This window comes from Streptomyces sp. NPDC046303, assembly GCF_055588085.1.
Map to the genome: position 1 here is coordinate 344576 of NZ_JBVJFA010000003.1, position 18407 is coordinate 362982.

The following is an 18407-nucleotide window of genomic DNA, read 5'->3' on the forward strand; positions in this document are numbered from 1 at the left end:
CTCGGCTGCCCGCCCGGTCAGTCGACGCCGGAATCGAAGGCGTTGAGGATCTCCGCCGGGTGCGTGACCCGCTCGACCATTCCCTCGATCACCTGGGCCAGCACGGGATGGTCGATCCCGCGCAGCGCGGCCAGATCCAGCCCGGAGAGGTCCGGCAGCCGTGCGGGGCACGCGTGGACCACCACGGCCACGTCCTGATCCTTCGTCACCATGGGTTGCCCGTCCCCCTGTTGCGTCGGATGTTCGATGGTCCACTGCCTTTTCCCCTCCCCCGGTACCCGGAAACGGGCGGGCCGGGGGCGCAGAGCAGCTCAGAGGGCCGCCTCCAGGGCTCTGATCCGCGCGGCGAGCGCCGCGGACCGCCCCTGCGGCCGCCCCTCCGGCCGCCCCTCCGGCCGCCCCTGGGAAGCCCCGTCCGGCCTGCCCGCGGCCGGGCCCTCCGCGTCCGGGCCGAGCCGGGACCACAGTTCCAGCGCCGAGCGGTAGGCGTCCAGGGCGGCCCGGGGCCGGGCCAGGCGCTCCAGCACCTCCCCGCGCAGTTCCTGTACGCGGGCCGCCAGCTGCACGGCGAGGTCCTGGCGCTCCTCGCGGTCGGCCTCGAGGGCGGCCCGCCAGGACCGCCGGTAGGAGTCCGCCGCCCGGTCGAGGCGGTCCGCCGCCCCGGTGTGGCCGTGGATCTCCAGCTGCACGTCCGCGTGGTCCCGCCAGGCCCGGGCCCGCTCCAGCGGGCTGCGGCTCTGCCGGACGGCGAGTTCCAGCAGGTACTCCGCCTCCCGCAGGTCCACCGCGTCCCCTTCGTAGGTGTGCCTCAGCCGCAGCCCGGTGGCCAGCCGCACCAGCCGGTGGGCCGCCCCCGGGTCGGACTGCGGTACCGCCGCCCGGCTTTCGCGCAGCACGCGTACGGCGGTCCCGGTGAACCGCCGGCCGTCGGCGGCCCGGGCCCGCTCCAGCAGGACGTCGCCCCACTCGGGCAGCAGCTCCCCGAAGGCCTCCGCGTCCCGGGGGATCAGCCGCCGGGCCCGGCCGTACGCCTGGGCCGCGTCCTCGAGCGCCTCCGGGTCGGCGTCGCGCTCGTACCGGGCCCGGTGCACCCGTGCCAGGCAGACCAGGGCCGCCACCCGCAGGTCGGGATCGCCGCCCGCCTCCTCGAAGGCCTCGGACAGCTCCGCGGCGGCCTCCTCGAGCCGTCCGGGCAGGTAGCGCAGCGCCCCGGCCAGTTCGACCCGGGTCCGGGCGCGCGTCTCCCGGCCGGTGGCGCCGTCCGCGGTCAGGCCCCTCACGGTCAGGCGGGCGGCGGCCTGTTCGGCCAGGGCCGTGCGCTCGGCCGGGTCGGGGGTGTGGCGCAGCAGGGCCAGCAGGACGCGGCCGAGGGCCCGTTGCAGCTCGGGGTGCGCGGTCCCGTCGCCGTCGGGGCCGTCGGCGCCGGAGAGGGGTTCCAGGGCGGCCCGTGCCTCGCGCAGGGCTCCCGGGTCCTCGCGCAGCGCGCTGAGCCGGATCAGGGTCTCGGCCCTGCGCACCGCGCAGTCCCGCCGCAGTCCGGGGTCGGCGGAGGCGGCGGCCGCCGCCGCGAACTCCCGGTCGGCGGCGGCCAGCAGGTCCGCGCGGGGGCGGGCGGCCAGCGCCCGCTCGTACAGCACCCGGCCCAGCACGGCCCGGGCCGGTGCCGTGCGCAGGCCGGTGACGGTGCGCTCCGCCTCGGCGAGGAGTTCGGGGTCCCGCTCCGCGGTCCACAGCCGCAGCAGGGCGCCGGCCAGTTCGGTCTCGGCCTCCTCGGGCGGGTCGCCGGGCCCGGCATGGGCCGCGACCGCCCGGCGCAGCACCGCGACGGCCTCGTAGAGCGCCCGTGTGTCCCCGTCGGCGTCCCCGGTCCGGTCCCGGTCCGCGTCGGCGAGGCGTTCCCGTGCGGCGCGCACCGCCGCGGCTCTCGCGGGCGGCGCCGGGGGCATGGCGGGCTCGCGCGGCGGCGGGTCGTCCTCCGGCATGCCGGGCAGGAAGCGCCGTACGACCTTGGCCGAGACCCGGGCGAAGGCGTGCGGGAGCCGCCCGGCGGGGATCCGCTCGGCCTCCCCCGGCGCGCCTCCCGGCCGCGGCCCCGACCCCGGCCCGGGCTCCGGCCCCGGCTCCGGCCATGGCCCGGCCACCGGCCCCTGCCCCGGCCCGCCGGCGGCCGCCGCCGGCGGTGCTCCGGTCAGCTGCGATACCGCGAGCGCGGGGAAGTTGCGCACGCCGCGCCCGAAGTGGGCCAGCACGTACTCCGAGCAGTGTTTGAGCACGAGCGCGGCCTCGTCCCGCCCCAGGGGCCCGAGCAGCACGTCCTGCACGCCGGGCGCGAACTCGTACCACTGCCCGGGGGTGTCCGCGCTGCGCCGCAGCAGGCCGCTCAGCAGGACCTCCGCCAGGTCCGAGGGTTCGGAGTCGGGCAGCATCGTGCGCTGCACCAGCCGCATGACGGGCAGGGTCAGCGGGGCCGCCGACAGGTACACCGCCAGCTGTACGGCCCGGGGCGCGGCCGAGGACCGGAACCGTGTCACCAGCTCGCGCGGCGGCCGTACGGCGCGCGGCGGCGGGACGGGCGCGGCCGGATGGGCGGCGAGCACCCGGCCCACTTCGGCCGGTACCGGGCCGGTGCCGAGCCCGGCGACGAGCCGGGCCCACGCGCCCAGCGCGATGGCGCTGGGCGGCAGCACGGGCACGGTCAGTCCTCCCGTGGGCCGCCCGGGCAGCGGCGGCCGGTCCGACCGGAATTTCAGCTTCCCTGCGCTGCCCTCGATCCGGGAGAGCGTGCCGCGCTCGGTCGGCAGCCAGCTGCGGCCCCACAGCCGCTGGGGCAGCGGCTGGACGACCACGCACGGGGTGCACTCGGCCCAGCGGTGCAGCAGCCGCTGCGCCGCGCCCTCGCGCCACAGCGGTCCGGCGCAGTCGGAGACCATCATGGTCAGGGCCCGTCCGGTGGGGTCGCGCAGCTGGTCCCCCGAGCGCAGCCCGGCGCCGGGCACGGGACTGCGGCCGATCGCCGCCGTACCGTCGGGGAGCCGGTGCAGGTAGTGCACCTGGACGTCCCGGAAGGCGCCCAACCGCTCGCACACGGAGCGCAGTTCCTCGAACATGTCCTGCCAGACCGCCATCGACGGCGACGCGTCCATCACCAGCCGTACGGTGGCCTCGCGCCGGCTCTCCGGCCTGAGCACCGGGATGACCAGGCCGAGGGCGCGGGCGCTGGCCTCGGCGGTGGCCGGTTCGTCGAGCACCGTCCGGGTGGGCGGGGCGGGCGGCCGGTGCCGCTGGAGGGCGCGCAGGGCCCGCTGGATCTCGAGGATGCGGGGCAGTGCGGCGGCGCCCGGCACCCGTACGGGCACTCCGCGCTCCCCGGGCGGCTCCCCGGCGAGGTTCGGTTCCGCCTCGCCCGCGCGGCGCGGTCCGGGTGCGTAGAGCCTGACCGGATCCTCAGTCTCCGGTTCCAGCGGCTCGGGATCCTCGGACCGGCTGACCGGATCCTCAGCTTCCAGCTCCGGCACGGGCGCCGCCGTGCCCGGCGCGGCCGGCCCCGGCCGGCCCATCCGCGCGGCCAGCCACAGCGCGTCGGCGAGCTCCTCGGCGGACGGATCGAGCCCGGCGCCGCGCAGCAGCACGGCCAGTTCGCGGATGCCGGGCGGTCCGGCGGACGGCACGGCCCGTCACCTCGGGCGGTCGAGGCGCTGGATGAGCAGGTCCGCGAGGTCCTCCCGGGTGGGCGGGGCGGCGTAGTGGGTCAGGTAGACGGCGTTGAGCAGCTGGTCGGCGGCGACCAGCTCGGACTGCGAGCGGCTGAGGAACTCCCGGATCAGGTCGGCCCCCAACCGCGCGGCTTCCTCGCCGAGGTGGGCCCGCACCATCGTGGCGAGCCGCTTCTCGCCGGGCTGCCCGAGCTTGAGCTGGATGCAGCGCCGCAGCAGCGCGGCCGGAAAGTCCCGCTCCCCGTTGCTGGTCAGAATGATGAAGGGGAAGGCCCGGCAGCGGACCCGGCCGCCCAGGACGGTCACCTTGGACCCGTCGTCGGTGAGCACCTGCACCTCGGGCTCGGTGTCGGCCACCCGCTCCAGCTCGGGGAGGGCGAACTCCCCTTCCTCCAGGACGTTCAGCAGGTCGTTGGGCAGGTCGATGTCGCTCTTGTCGAGCTCGTCGACGAGCAGCACCCGCGGTCGCGCGGTGGGCAGCAGGGCGGTGCCCAGCGGGCCGAGCCGGATGTACTTGCCGATGCCCGGCGCACCCCCCGGCGAGCCGCCGCTCGCCGCGATCTGCACGTCCTGGAGCCGGGCCAGGGCGTCGTAGCGGTACAGCCCGTCCTGGAGCACCGTCCTGGACACCACCGGCCAGCGCAGCACCCGCCCCAGCTTCAGCTCGTGGGCGACGGCGTGCGCGAGGGTGGACTTGCCCGTTCCGGGGAAGCCCGTCACCAGCAGCGGCCGCCGCAGGTACAGCGCGGCGTTGATGGCCTCCAGCTCCTCCGGTTCGGGCCGGTGCAGCTCGGCGGCCTGCCGGTGGGCCCCGAGCCGCCGGGCCACGTTCCCGTCCGCCAGCGCCGCCGGGCCGCCCGCCTCCCCCACGGGCCCGCCGTCGAAGTCCCGCCACGGCGGCGGGTCGGGCAGGGCCTCGATCCCGTCGTGGGGCTCGCCCACCCCGCGGTAGATGAGCCATTCGTCGTTCATGGCTGCTGCTCCCTCCTGCCGGTCACAGGTCCCCCTGGAGCGGCTCGTCCTCGGGCAGGGCCCGTGCGGGGTCGTTCCAGACGAGCGCCGCCCCCGCAGCCCAGTACGCGTCCGGGTCGGCCCCGTACGCCCGCCCGCGCAGCGCCTGCAACCGCAGCGGCAGCACCTCCGCCCGTACGGCGTCGGCCAGTTCCTCCCGCAGCCCGCGGTGGAAGGGGGCGCACGAGACCCCCGGGTCCGGCGGGGGCCGCCGGCACACCACCACCCCGTACCCGGCGTCCCGCACGGCATGCAGGGAGCCCAGTGTGGGCTCCTGCGCCGCCGCCCGGCAGTGCACCGGCACGGTGTTGTCGGGGAGTCCGGACAGCCAGGCCGCGGACGGGCTGCGCGGCCTGCCCCGTACGCAGTCGGCCCGTTCGTCCAGGAGCGGTCCCGCCTGTGCCCGCGCCCACCGGGCGGCCGCCGCGGGCGCGAGGTCCCCGGCCGGGTAGCGGAACACCACCGGCCGCTGCACCCCCACCGGCACCCTGCCCACCAGCACCCAGGCGTCCACCGGCAGCCCGAACAGCTCCGGGGCGACGGCCACTTCGAGCGGGGCCGCCGCCTCGTGGGTGTCGCAGCGCCGGAAGGCCTCGGCGAGCGGGGCCCGTAACGCCTCCGGCAGGCCCGCCTCGCCGGCCCGTACGCCGGAGTCCACCGGTGTCACCCGTCCGGGATGCTCCGGGCCCGCCAGTACCGAGACCCGCCAGTCGTAGACGGCCTCCCAGCCGTGCGCCCACACCTCCAGCAGCACCGACGCCCCGGACGGCAGACCGCCGGACGGCCGCACCGGACCGCGCACCGCCTGCCCGGCCGAGGCCCGCCGGCGCCGCTCCCGCTCGGCCAGGCCCCGCTCGTGGCGCTCGCCGAGCTCCCGGCGCAGCGGGCGCCACAGCCGCTCGGCGGTGGCCCGCACCCAGTCCCACAGCTCCTCGTCCGCGCCCGGCGTCGGCGGCTCGCGGTGGTCGGCCACGCTCACGTCCGTCGCGTACCGGAGCATGGCAGCGGCCTCCCCCGCCCCGCCCGGCGGATCGTGCAGCAGGCCCAGGCCGTCGCGCCAGCTGAGCGGGGCGAGCGGATGCGGCTCCGGCTCCTCCCCGCGCGCCGCCTCCACCAGGGCCCGTACGACCTCGGAGGAGCCGGGCGGCGGGAGTTCGGCGAGCAGACCGCACAGCGTGGTGCGTTCGCCGGGGGTGAGCCGGCCGCGCCCGCCGTACGGGTCGCCCTCGCCGGGCGGGAGTTCGCCGTGCACGTCGGTCCAGGTCCGGCGGCTGTTGAGGTCGCTCAGGTGCTGGTCGTAGTGGTGCAGGTCGTGGGCCTGCATGACCCGCCGGTAGAGCCCGGTCTGGCCGCGCAGGGGCATCGGCAGGGTGCGCAGCTGCACGACGGAGACGGCGAGGCCGCCGCCCCCGCCGTGCCGCCGGGCCTTGACCACGCCGACGACCTCGCCCCGGACCAGGTCGACCACGGGGCCCCCGGACATGCCGGGCTCGATCTGGTCGTCGTCGCCGAGCCGGATGGCCGCGCCGTGGCCGGCGGTTCCGCGCAGCCGGGTGGTGCGGCCGGTGATCTCGGGGGTGCCGAGGTCCTCGGTGCAGCCGAAGTACGCGACCTCCTCGAAGCGTGGCCGGGAGCGGTCGGTCAGCCAGACGCAGGCGTGCGAGATGGGGGCCAGGACCCGGATCAGGGCCAGGTCGGGCAGGTCCCACAGGGCCCGCCGCCCGGGGCGCCGCTCCTCCAGCCGCTCGGGCAGGACGCACTCCACGCGCCCGGCGACCGTGCCGGTGGAGCCGTTGCCGGTGGCGTCGACCCCCGAGGAGAAGGTGATGCCGACCTCGCGCCCCGTCAGACGCACCGCAGCACCCCCTTCACCGACCACGTGCGCGCACGTCAGGACCCAGCCGGGGGCGATGAAGAACCCGCTCCCCCAGGTGGGTCCGGTCCCAGCGGTTCCATACCCGTCCGGCGGGGCGTGGACGCGTACGGTCGCCGCCTGGACGAGGGGCTCCAGAAGCTCGAAGGCGCGCGCGGAGCCGGCCGTGCGCCCTTCCGTCATGCGCGCCCCCCAGCTCGTGAGGCGTCCAGGCTAGCGCCGGGGCGTGCGCGGGCGGGAGGTCTTGCCGCGCCGCGGATTATCCTGGCGGGAAACACCCCCTGCACATCCTCATCACGGCACGGAGCCCGACTTGTACTTCACCGATCGCGGCATCGAGGAGCTGGAGAAGCGGCGCGGCGAGGAGGAGGTCACCTTCGAGTGGCTCGCCGAGCAGCTGCGCACCTTCGTCGACCTCAACCCGGACTTCGAGGTCCCGGTGGAACGCCTGGCCACCTGGCTGGCCCGCCTGGACGACGAGGACGACGACGCCGACGAGTGAGCGGACCTGTGGGAACGGCGCTCCTGTGGGAGCGCACGAGAACGGCCCGGCTGCCGGTGGGCAGTCGGGCCGTTCTCGTTCTCGCGTCGCCCGCCGAGACGGCGCCGGCGCGGGGGACCGGGCGCCGGATCAGGCGGCCTTGGTCTCCCAGAAGATGCGGTCGATCTCGGCGATGAGGTCGAGGGCCTTCTGGCCGGTCGCCGGGTCGTTCGACGCCTTGGCGGCCGAGAGGGCCTTCAGGGCGTCGTTGACCAGGGTGTGCAGCTGCGGGTACTTCTCGAAGTGCGGCGGCTTGAAGTAGTCGCTCCACAGCACCGAGACGTGGTGCTTGGCCAGCTCGGCGCGCTGCTCCTTGATGGTGATGGCGCGCGCGCGGAAGTCGGCGTCGTCGTTGGCCTGGTACTTCTCCTGCACGGCCTTGACGGACTCGGCCTCGATGCGGGCCTGGGCAGGGTCGTACACGCCGCACGGCAGATCGCAGTGGGCGGAGACCTTCGCCTTGGGGGCGAAGAGGCGGGAAAGCATGGAGTGTGTCCTCCTCGTGATCGTCTTCTCAAGGGGGAGATTACTCGCTCGGAATCGCGTTTTCGCGGTCGCCCCCGTGGGCTTAGGACAAAAGTCCAGGCGCGCGTGCGGCCCGGTGAGCGAATGTACGGAGCCGTACGGCAGCATGCGGGGGGTGACGAGGAGGTCGGGCATGACGCAGGACGGGCGCCCGCGCAAGCGGTTCGAGGTGCTGGAGGTGGCGGGGCCGTCGATGGTGCCCACGCTGCTCCACGGGGACCGGCTGGTGGTCCGCTACGGGGCGGCCGTCCGTCCGGGTGACGTGGTGGTGCTGCGCCATCCGTTCCAGCAGGACCTGCTGGTGGTCAAGCGGGCGGTGGAGCGGCGGCCGGGCGGCAGCTGGTGGGTGCTCGGCGACAACCCGTACAACGAGACCGGCGACAGCACCGTCTTCGGGCCGGTGCCCGAGGAGCTGGTGCTGGCGACGGCGGTCCTGCGGTTCCGGCCGCGCGAGGACGGTCAGCGGTCGCTGAGGGCGCGGCTGTCGTGGGCGGCGTCGGCGCTGCGCCCGCTCTGGCCGGACGCCTCGGCCTCCAGCCGCTTGCGGGCGCGGTAGGCCGCCACGTTCGCCCGGGTGGCGCAGCGGTCGGAGCAGTAGCGCCGGGAGCGGTTGGTGGAGGTGTCGAGGTAGGCGTTGCGGCAGGGCGCCGCCTGGCACAGGCCGAGCCGGTCGGGGCCGTGCTCGGTGAGGTGGAAGGCCAGGCCGAAGGAGGCCATGGCGGCGTAGCCCGCGGAGGCGTTCGAGGGGTGCTCGGCGAGGTGGATGTGCCAGTCGGGGGCGCCGTCTTCGCCGAGGGTCTGGTGGCCGGACACCTGGGGGCTGACGGGGAACTCCATGAGCAGCGAGTTGAGCAGGTCGACGGCGAGCACGTGGTCGCCGCCGTCGGCCGCCTCGAAGACGGCGCGCAGCCGGCCGCGGACGTTGCGGAAGCGGGTGACGTCGGTTTCGGTGACCCGGCGGGCCATCTGCACGCTGGGGCCGAACAGGGCGCGGACGGCGTCGACCGAGGTCAGCGAGTCCTTGTTGCGGGCCGGCTCCTCGGTGTTGACCAGGCGCACGGCGAAGTCCGAGTAATGGGCCAGTTCCACTTGTAGTCCTTACGGCTGCGGATTAGTGTCTCGGTAACGGCTGAGACGTATTCGAGGGTATTACGTTCGGAGGGGTTGGCGAGGATGGATACGACGGGGACGACCGATACCGGTGCCTACTGGCAGGCATGGCAGGACAGCTGGGACCGCCAGCAGGAGTGGTACATGCCCGACCGCGAGGAGCGGTTCCGGGTGATGCTGGACATGGTCGAGGCCCTGGTCGGCCCCGCCCCCCGGGTGCTGGATCTCGCGTGCGGTACGGGAAGTATTACGGACCGCGTGCTCAAGCGGTTCCCGGAGGCCACCAGCACGGGCGTGGACCTCGACCCGGCGCTTCTGGCCATCGCCCGGGGCCATTTCGCGGACGACGAGCGGGCCGTCTTCGTGACCGCCGACCTCAAGGACCCCGACTGGCGCGCGGCGCTCCCCCACGACGGGTACGACGCGGTCCTGACGGCGACGGCCCTGCACTGGCTGCACGGCAAGGACCTCGCCGAGCTGTACGGGCAGCTCGCTTCCCTGGTCCGCCCGGGCGGGGTGTTCATGAACGCCGACCGCATGCCCGACCCGGCCACCCCGCGCATCGACGCCGCCGAGCGCGCCCACCGGCACGCCGGGATGGACCGCGCCAAGGCCTCCGGGGTGCCGGACTGGCGCGAGTGGTGGGCCCTGGCCGCCGCGGACCCCGTCCTGTCCGACGCCGTGCGGCAGCGCTTCGAGATCTACGGGGAGCACGCCGACGGCGACACCCCCTCCGCGGCCTGGCACGCCCGCACCCTGCTCGACGCGGGGTTCGCCGAGGCCCGTACGGTCTGGCGCTCGCCTTCGGACGCACTGGTCCTGGCCCTCAGGTAGGGGCTCGGGAACGGCGGAGGGGCGGTACGGGAATCCCGTACCGCCCCTCCTTCGCGTACCCGGTGTCAGAGCACCTTGGAAAGGAACGCCTTCGTCCGGTCGTGCTGGGGGTTGCCCAGGACGTCGCGCGGGTGGCCCGACTCGACGACCACGCCGCCGTCCATGAAGACGAGGTTGTCGCCGACCTCGCGGGCGAAGCCCATCTCGTGCGTGACCACGATCATGGTCATGCCCGATTCGGCCAGGTCCCGCATGACGTCCAGGACGTCGCCCACCAGCTCCGGGTCGAGCGCCGAGGTGGGCTCGTCGAAGAGCATCAGCTTCGGCTCCATGGCGAGCGCGCGGGCGATCGCCACGCGCTGCTGCTGGCCGCCGGAGAGCTGGGTGGGGTAGTTCCCGCCCTTGTCGCCGAGGCCCACGCGGTCCAGGAGGCGTACGGCGCGCTCGCGGGCCACCGCCTTGGACTCGCCCTTGACCATGACCGGGGCTTCCATGACGTTCTCTATGGCCGTCATGTGCGGGAAGAGGTTGAAGCGCTGGAAGACCATGCCGATGTCCCGGCGCTGGGCCGCGACCTCGCTGTCCTTCAGCTCGTAGAGCTTGTCGCCCTTCTGCTTGTACCCGACCAGCTGGCCGTCGACCGAGAGCCGGCCGGCGTTGATGCGCTCCAGGTGGTTGATGCACCGCAGGAAGGTCGACTTGCCGGAGCCGGACGGGCCGACCAGGCAGAAGACCTCGCGGGGGGCGACCTCGAGGTCGATCCCGCGGAGGATGTGGGCGGCGCCGTACGACTTGTGGACGCCTTCTGCCTTGACCATCGGCTGGGCGGTCACTTCGCCACCTCCGTACGGCGGAACATGTTCAGGTTGGCCTTCAGCCGCTGCAGCGGCGTGGGCGGCAGGCTGCGCAGCGAACCGCGGGCGTAGCGGCGCTCCAGGTAGTACTGGCCGACGCTGAACACGCTGGTCAGAGCCAGGTACCAGATGGACGCGACGAAGTACATCTCGATGACCGCGCCGGCCGTGCTGCCGATGTTGGAGCTGGCCCGCAGGAGTTCGGTGTACTGCACCGCCGAGACCAGGGACGAGGTCTTCAGCATGTTGATGAACTCATTGCCGGTCGGCGGGATGATCACGCGCATCGCCTGCGGGAGCACCACGCGGCGCATGGTCTGCGTCCGGGTCATGCCGAGCGCGTGCGAGGCCTCGCTCTGGCCCTCGTCGACGGACTGGATGCCCGCACGGACGATCTCCGCCATGTAGGCGCCCTCGTTCAGGCCGAGGCCCAGCAGGGCGACCATGAACGGCGTCATGACGTCGACGGTCTCGTTCTTGTAGATCGGACCCAGGTCGATGTACTGGAAGATCAGCGGGAGGCTGAACCACACCAGCAGCTGCACATAGACCGGGGTGCCGCGGAAGAACCAGATGTACAGCCAGGACACGAAGCTGGTGACCGGGTTGTTCGAGAGCCGCATCACCGCGAAGAGGATGCCGAGCACCAGGCCCAGCGCCATCGCCGAGACGCTGATGAGCACGGTGTTGCCGAGGCCGCTGATGACCGAGGGGTCGAACAGCTTGTCGCCGACCGTGCCCCAGATGACCTTGCCCTGGGAGAAGGCGTAGACCAGCCAGGCCAGCACCAGGGCCACGACCACGGCGCTGAGCCAGCGGCCGTAGTGCCGCACGGGGATTGCCTTGATCGCCTCGTAGGGGTTGCCCGAGGCGCCGGGTCCGGCCGGCGGGGTTGCGGCCGGACCCTTGTCGATCTTGTCAGTCACAATGACTGCCCTTCAGTGGAGCGCTCGGATCACTTGCCTGCGTTGATCGTGGCGGACGGCACGGCGCTGTCCTTCACGTTCCACTTCTCCAGGACCTTGGCGTAGGAGCCGTCCTTGATGATGGCGTCGAGGGCTTCCTTGAGGGCGTCGCGGAGCTGGGTGTTCTCCTTGGCGACCGCGATGCCGAAGAGGCCGACGTCGGCCTGCTGGCCGGCGACCTCGAAGTCGTTGCCGCCGCCCGAGGTCTTCGCGGTGTACGCGGTGACCGGGAAGTCGTTCAGGTCGGCCACGGCGCCGCCGGCCTTGACGCGGGTCTGCGCCTCGGCGTCGGTGTCGAAGGCCTCGATGGTGAGCTTGTTGTCGCCGCACTTCTCGGCCTGGGCCTTGAAGGTGTCCTCGTACGTGGTGCCGCGCTGCACGGCGACCGTCTTGCCGCAGAGGTCGTCGAGGGACTTGATGTTCTGCGGGTTGCCCTTCTTGACCAGCAGCGAGACGCCGGAGGAGAAGTAGTCGACGAAGTCGACGCCCTTGCCGATCTTCGCGCCCTTGTCGTCCAGGCCTTCCTGGCGCTTCTTGTTGTCGGTGATCGACGACATGGCGATGTCCTGGCGGCCGGTCTCCAGCGAGGTGATCAGGCCGTCGAAGGTGCCGGAGGTGAACTGGAACTTCACACCGAGCTGCTTCTCCATCGCCTGGGCGATGTCGGGGTCGACGCCGACGATCTTGCCGCCCTCGGTGAACTCCATCGGGGCGTAGGCCGCGTCCGTGCCGACCTTGATGACGCCGGCGTCCTGGATCTTCTTCGGGAGCTTGGAGAACAGCGGAGCGTCGCTCGTCTTCTCCTTGGTGGCGGAGCCACCGTCGGTCTGGTCGCCACAGCCGGTGAGGATCAGGGCGCCGGCGACCGCGATCGCGCCGACCGCGGCGATCCGGGACCGGGCGGCGGTCGAACGACGGGTGATGCTTGCGGTCATGAGCTGGTTCCTCCGGCTGGTGGAAAAGCACCGAAAAGGGGTCGGGCACGCACCATCGAGTGTCGCGACCTTGTGTGATTACGGCATCTTGCCATTCGGACTGGCGCATTCAGGCTGCCCGCGAGGTCAAAATCAGATAACGGACACCCCCGGCCACCCAACAGGACTGCGGGCAAGGCCTCCCTGAGCCGCACAAACCGCCGCGACCAGGCCGTTTGGCCTCACTATTTGCTGTGCGTCTCGCCCATTGGACACAAGGGTTTGGACTTTTAGCCAAAACCATGACAAGCAGCCTATGGTCGGGGCGGAATCGACTCGTCTGGGTGAGCCTTCATCCGGTAGAACAGATCCTTACACCCCTCATCCGGGGCTCAGGGCGCGCGTGCGGCGCGCCCGCGCGTACGAACCTCCCCTTCGCGGAGGCGGTCCAACCGCCGATGCGGAGTACGAACGCGGTGCCCGCCCACCCCTTAACCAGGAGTGGCCACCCTCAACGATTCAAAGGACTTAAGGGGTCACACAAAGTGGCAGCGGAGATCGTCAACCCTCACACTGACAGCGCGACGGACAACAACCCGGACGCGGTGTTCGCGCTGCACCGGGGCGGCAAGATGGCCATCCAGGCCACGGTGCCGGTCAACAACAAGGACGACCTGTCCCTCGCGTACACCCCCGGCGTGGCGAAGGTGTGCAGCGCCATCGCCGAGCAGCCGGACCTGGTGAACGAGTACACCTGGAAGTCCAACGTGGTCGCCGTCGTCACCGACGGCACGGCCGTGCTGGGGCTCGGTGACATCGGCCCCGAGGCCTCCCTCCCCGTGATGGAGGGCAAGGCCATCCTCTTCAAGCAGTTCGGCGGCGTGGACGCGGTCCCGATCGCGCTCGCCACCAAGGACACGGACGAGATCGTCGAGACGGTCATCCGTCTGGCGCCGTCCTTCGGCGGGGTGAACCTGGAGGACATCTCCGCCCCCCGCTGCTTCGAGATCGAGCGCCGCCTCCAGGAGGCGCTGGACATCCCGATCTTCCACGACGACCAGCACGGCACCGCCATCGTGTCGCTGGCCGCCCTGCGCAACGCCGCCAAGCTCACCGGGCGCACGCTCGGCGACCTGCGCGCCGTGATCTCGGGTGCGGGTGCCGCGGGCATCGCCATCGCCAAGATCCTGGTGGACGCGGGCATCGGCGACGTCTGCGTGACCGACCGCAAGGGCGTCGTTTCGGCGGACCGCACCGACCTGACGGACGTCAAGGCGGAGATCGCGGCCCTCACGAACAAGACGGGCCAGACCGGCTCGCTGGAGAAGGCCCTCGCGGGCGCGGACGTCTTCATCGGCGTCTCCGGCGGCACGGTGCCCGAGGAGGCGGTGGCCTCGATGGCGAAGGACGCGTTCGTCTTCGCCATGGCCAACCCGAACCCGGAGGTCCACCCCGACGTCGCGCACAAGTACGCGGCGGTCGTGGCCACGGGCCGCTCGGACTTCCCGAACCAGATCAACAACGTGCTGGCCTTCCCGGGCATTTTCGCGGGCGCCCTCAAGGTGCGCGCCACCCGGATCACCGAGGGCATGAAGATCGCCGCCGCCGACGCCATCGCCGGCGTCGTGGGTGACGAGCTGGCCGCGGACTACGTGATCCCGTCACCGTTCGACCCGCGCGTCGCCGAGGCCGTCTCCGCGGCCGTCGCCGCCGCGGCGAAGGCCGACGGCGTGGCCCGCCTGGTCTGACCGCTGCACCGAGCTGTACGGGCGGGGGGGGGGGGGGGGGGGGGGGGGGGGGGGGGAGGGAGGGGGGGGGGGGGGGGGGGGGGGGGGGGCCGCCGGGCGGCGCCCCCCCCCCCCCCCCCCCGCCCGCTTTCGTACGGGGTCCCGACGGCCCGGCCCCCGCGGCCCGGTGCGACGAAGACCTCACCACCGGCGGCCCGGAAGTCTGGAACCCCGGCCCTACCGAGCGGTAGCGTCGCCGCATGTTCGCTGCCTATGCCGCCCGAATCGACCGTGACCACCCACTGAACGGCCTGGAGCTGGGCGAGCGCCCGGCGCCCGAGGCCCGGCCCGGGTGGGTCACCGTGAACGTCAAGGCCGCCTCCCTCAACCACCACGACCTGTGGTCGCTGCGCGGGGTCGGCCTCGGCCAGGACAAACTCCCTATGATCCTCGGCTGTGACGCCGCCGGGACCGACCAGGACGGCAACGAGGTCGTCCTGCACTCCGTGATCGGCCAGAGCGGTCACGGGGTCGGCCCCGACGAGCCCCGCTCGATCCTGACCGAGCGCTACCAGGGGACCTTCGCCGAGCAGGTCACCGTGCCCGCCTGGAACGTGCTGCGCAAGCCCGCCGGGCTCTCCTTCGAGGAGGCCGCCTGCCTGCCGACGGCCTGGCTGACGGCGTACCGGATGCTGTTCACCAACGCCGGGGTCCGCCCCGGGGACTCCGTCCTCGTCCAGGGCGCCGGCGGCGGGGTCGCCACCGCGGCCGTCGTCCTCGGCAAAGCGGCGGGCCTGCGCGTCTTCGCCACCAGCCGGGACGAGGCCAAGCGCAAGCGCGCCGTGGAACTGGGCGCCCTGGAAGCGTACGAGCCCGGCGCGCGGCTGCCGCAGCGGGTGGACGCCGTGATCGAGACGGTGGGCGCCGCCACCTGGTCGCACTCGGTGAAGTCCCTGCGCCCGGGCGGCACCCTGGTCATCTCCGGCGCCACCAGCGGCGACCGCCCCGCGCACGCCGAGCTGACCCGGATCTTCTTCCTGGAGCTGAAGGTGGTCGGCTCGACGATGGGCTCGAAGGACGAGCTGGAGGACCTGCTGTCGTTCTGCGCGACCACCGGGGTGCGGCCGGTCATCGACGAGGTGCTGCCGCTCGACCGGGCGCGCGAGGGATTCGAGAAGCTCGCTTCGGGCGACCTGTTCGGGAAGGTCGTCCTCACGCCCTGATGCGCCATCAGGCCGTTGTGTCAATCAGGGTTGACACCCCTCCCCTGTCAACCTACATTGACACTCATGACGGAAGCTACCGATCTCGCCGAACGGGCCGGTGACCGCGACCCGCGCGTGGGCCTGCGTGCCGTGGCGGCCCTCCGCAGGCTGCTGGAGCAGCTGGAGGCCGTACAGGTACGCAGTGCCCGCGCGCAGGGATGGTCCTGGCAGGAGATCGCGGCCGAGCTGGGCGTCACCCGGCAGGCCGTGCACAAGAAGCACGGGAGGCTCTGATGTTCGAACGTTTCACGACCGAGGCCCGCGACACCGTGACGGGAGCGGCGGCCGAGGCCCGGCAGGCCGGATCCGCCCGGGTGACCGAGGAACACCTGCTGTTGTCCCTGCTGGCGCTGGGAGCCCTGGACCCGCTGGGCGTGGACCGGTCGGCGGTGGCCGCCGACCTCGCCGCGGCCCGCCGCCGCGGCGGCATGTCCCGGGCGGACGAGGAGGCCCTGGCCGGGCTCGGCATCGACCTCGCGGAGATCGTCTCCCGCATCGAGGAGACCCACGGCGAGGGCGCCCTCGCGCATCCGGCACCGCGCCGGCGGATCCTGGGCGCGTCCCGGCACGTTCCGTTCGCCACGGGCGCGAAGAAGACCCTGGAGCAGTCGCTCCGCATCGCCCTGGGCCGCAAGGAGCACCGCATCGGCACGCTGCACCTGCTGCTGGCCCTGCTCTCCCGCCCCGGGACGGTCGCCGAGGTCCTGACGGACCACGGCGTGACCTACCCGGCGGCCGAGGCCCGGCTGGCGGCCTGACCGCCGAAGGCCCCGGGGTTCCGGGGCCTTCGGGGCCTTCGGGGCTCCGCAGCCGGGACTACTCGCCGCCCCGCAGGGTCGCCGTCAGGCGGGCCGCGGCGGCCGCGAGACCGGCGCGGACCTCGGCCAGCCCGGCCGGGGACACCCCGTGGTCGCGGGCCGCGTCGCGGACCTCGTCCCGGAAGCGGTCCAGCAGCCGGTCCAGGTCCCGGGCCGGATCGCCGGTGGGGGTCAGGTCCGCCGCCCAGCCGGAGTCCGCCCCCGTGGGCGCCGCGGAGCCGGCCGGCGCGGTCGGAGCCGTCGGGGCGGTCGGCGTGGTCGGTGTGGTCGGCCCGCCCGGTGTCGCGCCGCCGCCGAGCCAGGCTCCGGCCAGACTCCCCAGGACCCCGCCCGACTTGGCGAACTGCTCCTGGAGCTGCCCTGCGATGCGCTGGACCTCCTCGCGGGCCCGCTCCTGGGCCTCCTTGGCCTGACGGCGGGCCTGCTGGGCCTCCTCGCGGGCCCGGCGGCTCTCGTCCTTGGCCCGCCGCGCCTGCTCCTTCCACTCCTGCCGCGCCTTGCGCAGCTCTTCCTTGGCCGCCTTCCAGGACTCGTCCTCGACCCGGGTCGCCGACGCCGAGGCCGCGGCCCGCATCTCGCGCCGCAGGTCACCGGCCGCGCCCCGGACGTCGTCGCGGATCTCGGCGGCCAGTTCGGTGACCGAGTCCCGGATCTCCAGCTCCAGGTCGGCGAGTTCGCCGCCGCGGTCGGCCAGTTCGGCCCGGCCCGCGTCGGTGATCGAGTACACCTTGCGCCCGCCTTCGGTGGCGTGCGTGACCAGGCCCTCGGCCTCCAGCTTGGCCAGCCGCGGGTACACCGTGCCCGCGGAGGGTGCGTACAGGCCCTGGAAACGCTCCTCCAGCAGGCGGATCACCTCGTACCCGTGCCGCGGAGCCTCGTCCAGCAGCTTGAGGAGGTAGAGGCGGAGGCGGCCGTGGGCGAAGACGGGCGGCATGTCAGAGCACCTTCTTGTCGAGCGCGAGGGGCGCGGCGGGGCGGTCGGCGTCGGCCTGCGGGCGGCGCAGCAGGGCGATCGCTCCGGAGACCGTGGTGGCGCGCAGGGTGCCGGTGCCGGAGCCGAGGGTTCCGGTGATCCGCTTGGCACCCAGCTGGCCGGAGACCCGCAGGTCCTCGAAGGCGTTGGAGACGCCGCCGGTGGCGGTGTTGGCCTCCACGCGGGCGTCGGCGGGATGCGGCAGCCGGATGGCGACCTGGCCGGAGACGGAGTTCACCGCGATGTCCACCGGGCGCGGAGCGGTCGGGTCGAGGTCCAGGTCGATGAGCATGTCGCCGCTGACCGAGTCGCCCCGTACGCTCACGCCCGCGCCGTCGACCACCGTCAGGCCGCCGGACACCGAATGGAAGCCGAGGTCGCCGGTCACGGACTGGGCCTCGACGCTGCCGGAGACGGTGTGTGCCTTCACCCGGCCCGAGAGCCCGGCCAGCGTGGCGCCGCCGGAGACCGCGTTGACGTCGGTGCCGCCGGAGATTCCGGAGACGAAGGAGGTGGCGTCGACCACGGCCACCTCCACGCGGGTGGCGGCGGGGACGGTGAGGGTGACCGCGGCGCTGCGCTCCCAGGCCTTGCGGCCGGTGGCGGAGGTGGACCAGGCCTTCCAGGGCTTGGCCTCCCACCACTGCTTGAAGCCCTGGGCGCCGTTCCAGGGCAGGTCCTCGTAGGAGACGGTGAGGGTGCCGCCCTCCTGCACCACGTACAGGGGCGGTCCGTCGACCTCGGTCACCTCCAGGCGGGCGGGGCCCTCCTCGGCGGCGACCACGTTCACCGTGCCGCTCACAAGGCGGACGCGGAGCTCGGCCACCGGCTCCTCGAAGGTGAGCTTCTGCGCTTCGGCGATGTGCCACGTCGACTGCGGAGCCTGCTCGGCCATGGGGCTGATCCTCCTCGTGCGTTCACGGACGGGACTCGACGCACGCAACATATCGCGTCTTCTGAGAACACGATATATCGCGGTCGGGGGAAGTCAAGCGCGGTGCGGAACTCCGCTCGGGCCTGCGCGGCACGGGGCAGGGCGGTGCCCTGAGCGGTGTGGGTGGACATGGAGGAGCCGCGCCCGGACGCACGGCGGAGCGCGGCTCCCGGCCACAGCACTGGGCAGGGCCGGCGGACAGGACCGACGGGCAGGGCCGGCAGGCGGGCAGGGCCGGACAGCGGCCCGGCACCCCTAGACGAGTAAGTCCGAAGTCTTCGTCAGTGGTCGTAGGCGATGAGTGATCGTGTGATGGCTGTGCCGTTGGCCCGGTTGTGCCAGATCGCTGC

Annotated in this window: 18 protein-coding genes; 7 read left to right on the top strand and 11 right to left on the bottom strand. The window is 73.5% G+C overall.

Translation table 11 applies throughout. From position 1 onward, the window contains the following. Positions 1-17: 17 nt before the first annotated feature. The 4 genes from fxsA to ACZ6I1_RS05040 form a co-directional block, all read right to left on the bottom strand. Positions 18-212 (bottom strand): FxSxx-COOH cyclophane-containing RiPP peptide, encoded by a 195-nt coding sequence (gene fxsA, locus ACZ6I1_RS05025; protein ID WP_469283179.1) that lies wholly within the window; start codon positions 210-212, stop codon positions 18-20. 99 nt (positions 213-311) lie between these two features. Then, positions 312-3668: an SAV_2336 N-terminal domain-related protein gene (locus tag ACZ6I1_RS05030; RefSeq protein WP_469283181.1), complete on the bottom strand. Its 3357-nt coding sequence runs from the start codon at positions 3666-3668 to the stop codon at positions 312-314. A 6-nt stretch (positions 3669-3674) separates the two neighbouring features. Continuing rightward, positions 3675-4685 (bottom strand): AAA family ATPase, encoded by a 1011-nt coding sequence (locus ACZ6I1_RS05035; protein ID WP_469283183.1) that lies wholly within the window; start codon positions 4683-4685, stop codon positions 3675-3677. A 22-nt stretch (positions 4686-4707) separates the two neighbouring features. Beyond that, positions 4708-6780 carry a VMAP-C domain-containing protein gene (locus ACZ6I1_RS05040; RefSeq protein WP_469283184.1) on the bottom strand — a complete coding sequence of 691 codons (2073 nt, stop codon included), beginning with the start codon at positions 6778-6780 and terminating at the stop codon, positions 4708-4710. A 130-nt stretch (positions 6781-6910) separates the two neighbouring features. Here ACZ6I1_RS05040 and ACZ6I1_RS05045 point away from each other — a divergent pair, with 130 nt between their 5' ends. Then, on the top strand, positions 6911-7099 hold the full coding sequence (locus ACZ6I1_RS05045) for a DUF6104 family protein (RefSeq protein WP_030709801.1): 189 nt from the start codon (positions 6911-6913) through the stop codon (positions 7097-7099). Positions 7100-7228: 129 nt separating this feature from the next. Here the strand turns inward: ACZ6I1_RS05045 and sodN are convergent, their stop codons facing one another. Then, on the bottom strand, positions 7229-7624 hold the full coding sequence (gene sodN, locus ACZ6I1_RS05050) for a superoxide dismutase, Ni (RefSeq protein ID WP_469283187.1): 396 nt from the start codon (positions 7622-7624) through the stop codon (positions 7229-7231). A 172-nt stretch (positions 7625-7796) separates the two neighbouring features. On the opposite strand from sodN, the gene sodX reads away from it, so the two are divergent. Further along, positions 7797-8219, top strand: coding sequence for a nickel-type superoxide dismutase maturation protease (sodX, locus tag ACZ6I1_RS05055; RefSeq protein ID WP_469283189.1), 423 nt, complete (start codon positions 7797-7799; stop codon positions 8217-8219). Here the strand turns inward: sodX and ACZ6I1_RS05060 are convergent. Next, positions 8123-8752: a CGNR zinc finger domain-containing protein gene (locus ACZ6I1_RS05060; protein WP_469283191.1), complete on the bottom strand. Its 630-nt coding sequence runs from the start codon at positions 8750-8752 to the stop codon at positions 8123-8125. The two genes, sodX and ACZ6I1_RS05060, sit on opposite strands and share 97 nt — an antisense overlap. Before the next feature lie 84 nt (positions 8753-8836). Here ACZ6I1_RS05060 and ACZ6I1_RS05065 point away from each other — a divergent pair, with 84 nt between their 5' ends. Then, on the top strand, positions 8837-9607 hold the full coding sequence (locus ACZ6I1_RS05065; protein ID WP_469283194.1) for a class I SAM-dependent methyltransferase: 771 nt from the start codon (positions 8837-8839) through the stop codon (positions 9605-9607). Positions 9608-9672: 65 nt separating this feature from the next. Here ACZ6I1_RS05065 and ACZ6I1_RS05070 read toward each other — a convergent pair whose 3' ends face one another. Genes ACZ6I1_RS05070 through ACZ6I1_RS05080 form a run of 3 tightly spaced genes read right to left on the bottom strand, consistent with a single transcriptional unit; the run spans position 9673 to position 12361 of the window. Next, positions 9673-10425 (bottom strand): amino acid ABC transporter ATP-binding protein, encoded by a 753-nt coding sequence (locus tag ACZ6I1_RS05070; RefSeq protein WP_469283245.1) that lies wholly within the window; start codon positions 10423-10425, stop codon positions 9673-9675. An 11-nt stretch (positions 10426-10436) separates the two neighbouring features. Next, positions 10437-11387, bottom strand: coding sequence for an amino acid ABC transporter permease (locus ACZ6I1_RS05075; RefSeq protein ID WP_469283196.1), 951 nt, complete (start codon positions 11385-11387; stop codon positions 10437-10439). Between the two features lie 29 nt (positions 11388-11416). Then, positions 11417-12361: an ABC transporter substrate-binding protein gene (locus tag ACZ6I1_RS05080; RefSeq protein WP_469283198.1), complete on the bottom strand. Its 945-nt coding sequence runs from the start codon at positions 12359-12361 to the stop codon at positions 11417-11419. Positions 12362-12885: 524 nt separating this feature from the next. Here ACZ6I1_RS05080 and ACZ6I1_RS05085 point away from each other — a divergent pair. The 4 genes from ACZ6I1_RS05085 to ACZ6I1_RS05100 all read left to right on the top strand — a co-directional run bounded on the left by ACZ6I1_RS05085 (position 12886) and on the right by ACZ6I1_RS05100 (position 16090). Further along, positions 12886-14088, top strand: coding sequence for an NAD(P)-dependent malic enzyme (locus tag ACZ6I1_RS05085; protein ID WP_469283200.1), 1203 nt, complete (start codon positions 12886-12888; stop codon positions 14086-14088). Positions 14089-14327: 239 nt separating this feature from the next. Beyond that, a complete protein-coding gene (locus tag ACZ6I1_RS05090; protein WP_469283202.1) occupies positions 14328-15290 on the top strand; it encodes a zinc-binding dehydrogenase in 963 nt (320 codons plus the stop codon). Between the two features lie 66 nt (positions 15291-15356). Then, positions 15357-15566 carry a hypothetical protein gene (locus ACZ6I1_RS05095; protein ID WP_053676451.1) on the top strand — a complete coding sequence of 70 codons (210 nt, stop codon included), beginning with the start codon at positions 15357-15359 and terminating at the stop codon, positions 15564-15566. Then, a complete protein-coding gene (locus tag ACZ6I1_RS05100; RefSeq protein ID WP_469283204.1) occupies positions 15566-16090 on the top strand; it encodes a Clp protease N-terminal domain-containing protein in 525 nt (174 codons plus the stop codon). The genes ACZ6I1_RS05095 and ACZ6I1_RS05100 overlap by 1 nt, the downstream gene beginning before the upstream one ends. Before the next feature lie 58 nt (positions 16091-16148). On the opposite strand, the gene ACZ6I1_RS05105 is transcribed toward ACZ6I1_RS05100, so the two are convergent. Then, on the bottom strand, positions 16149-17084 hold the full coding sequence (locus tag ACZ6I1_RS05105) for a PadR family transcriptional regulator (protein WP_469283206.1): 936 nt from the start codon (positions 17082-17084) through the stop codon (positions 16149-16151). Position 17085: 1 nt separating this feature from the next. Next, positions 17086-18018 carry a DUF4097 family beta strand repeat-containing protein gene (locus tag ACZ6I1_RS05110; RefSeq protein WP_469283207.1) on the bottom strand — a complete coding sequence of 311 codons (933 nt, stop codon included), beginning with the start codon at positions 18016-18018 and terminating at the stop codon, positions 17086-17088. Between the last annotated feature and the right edge of the window lie 389 nt (positions 18019-18407).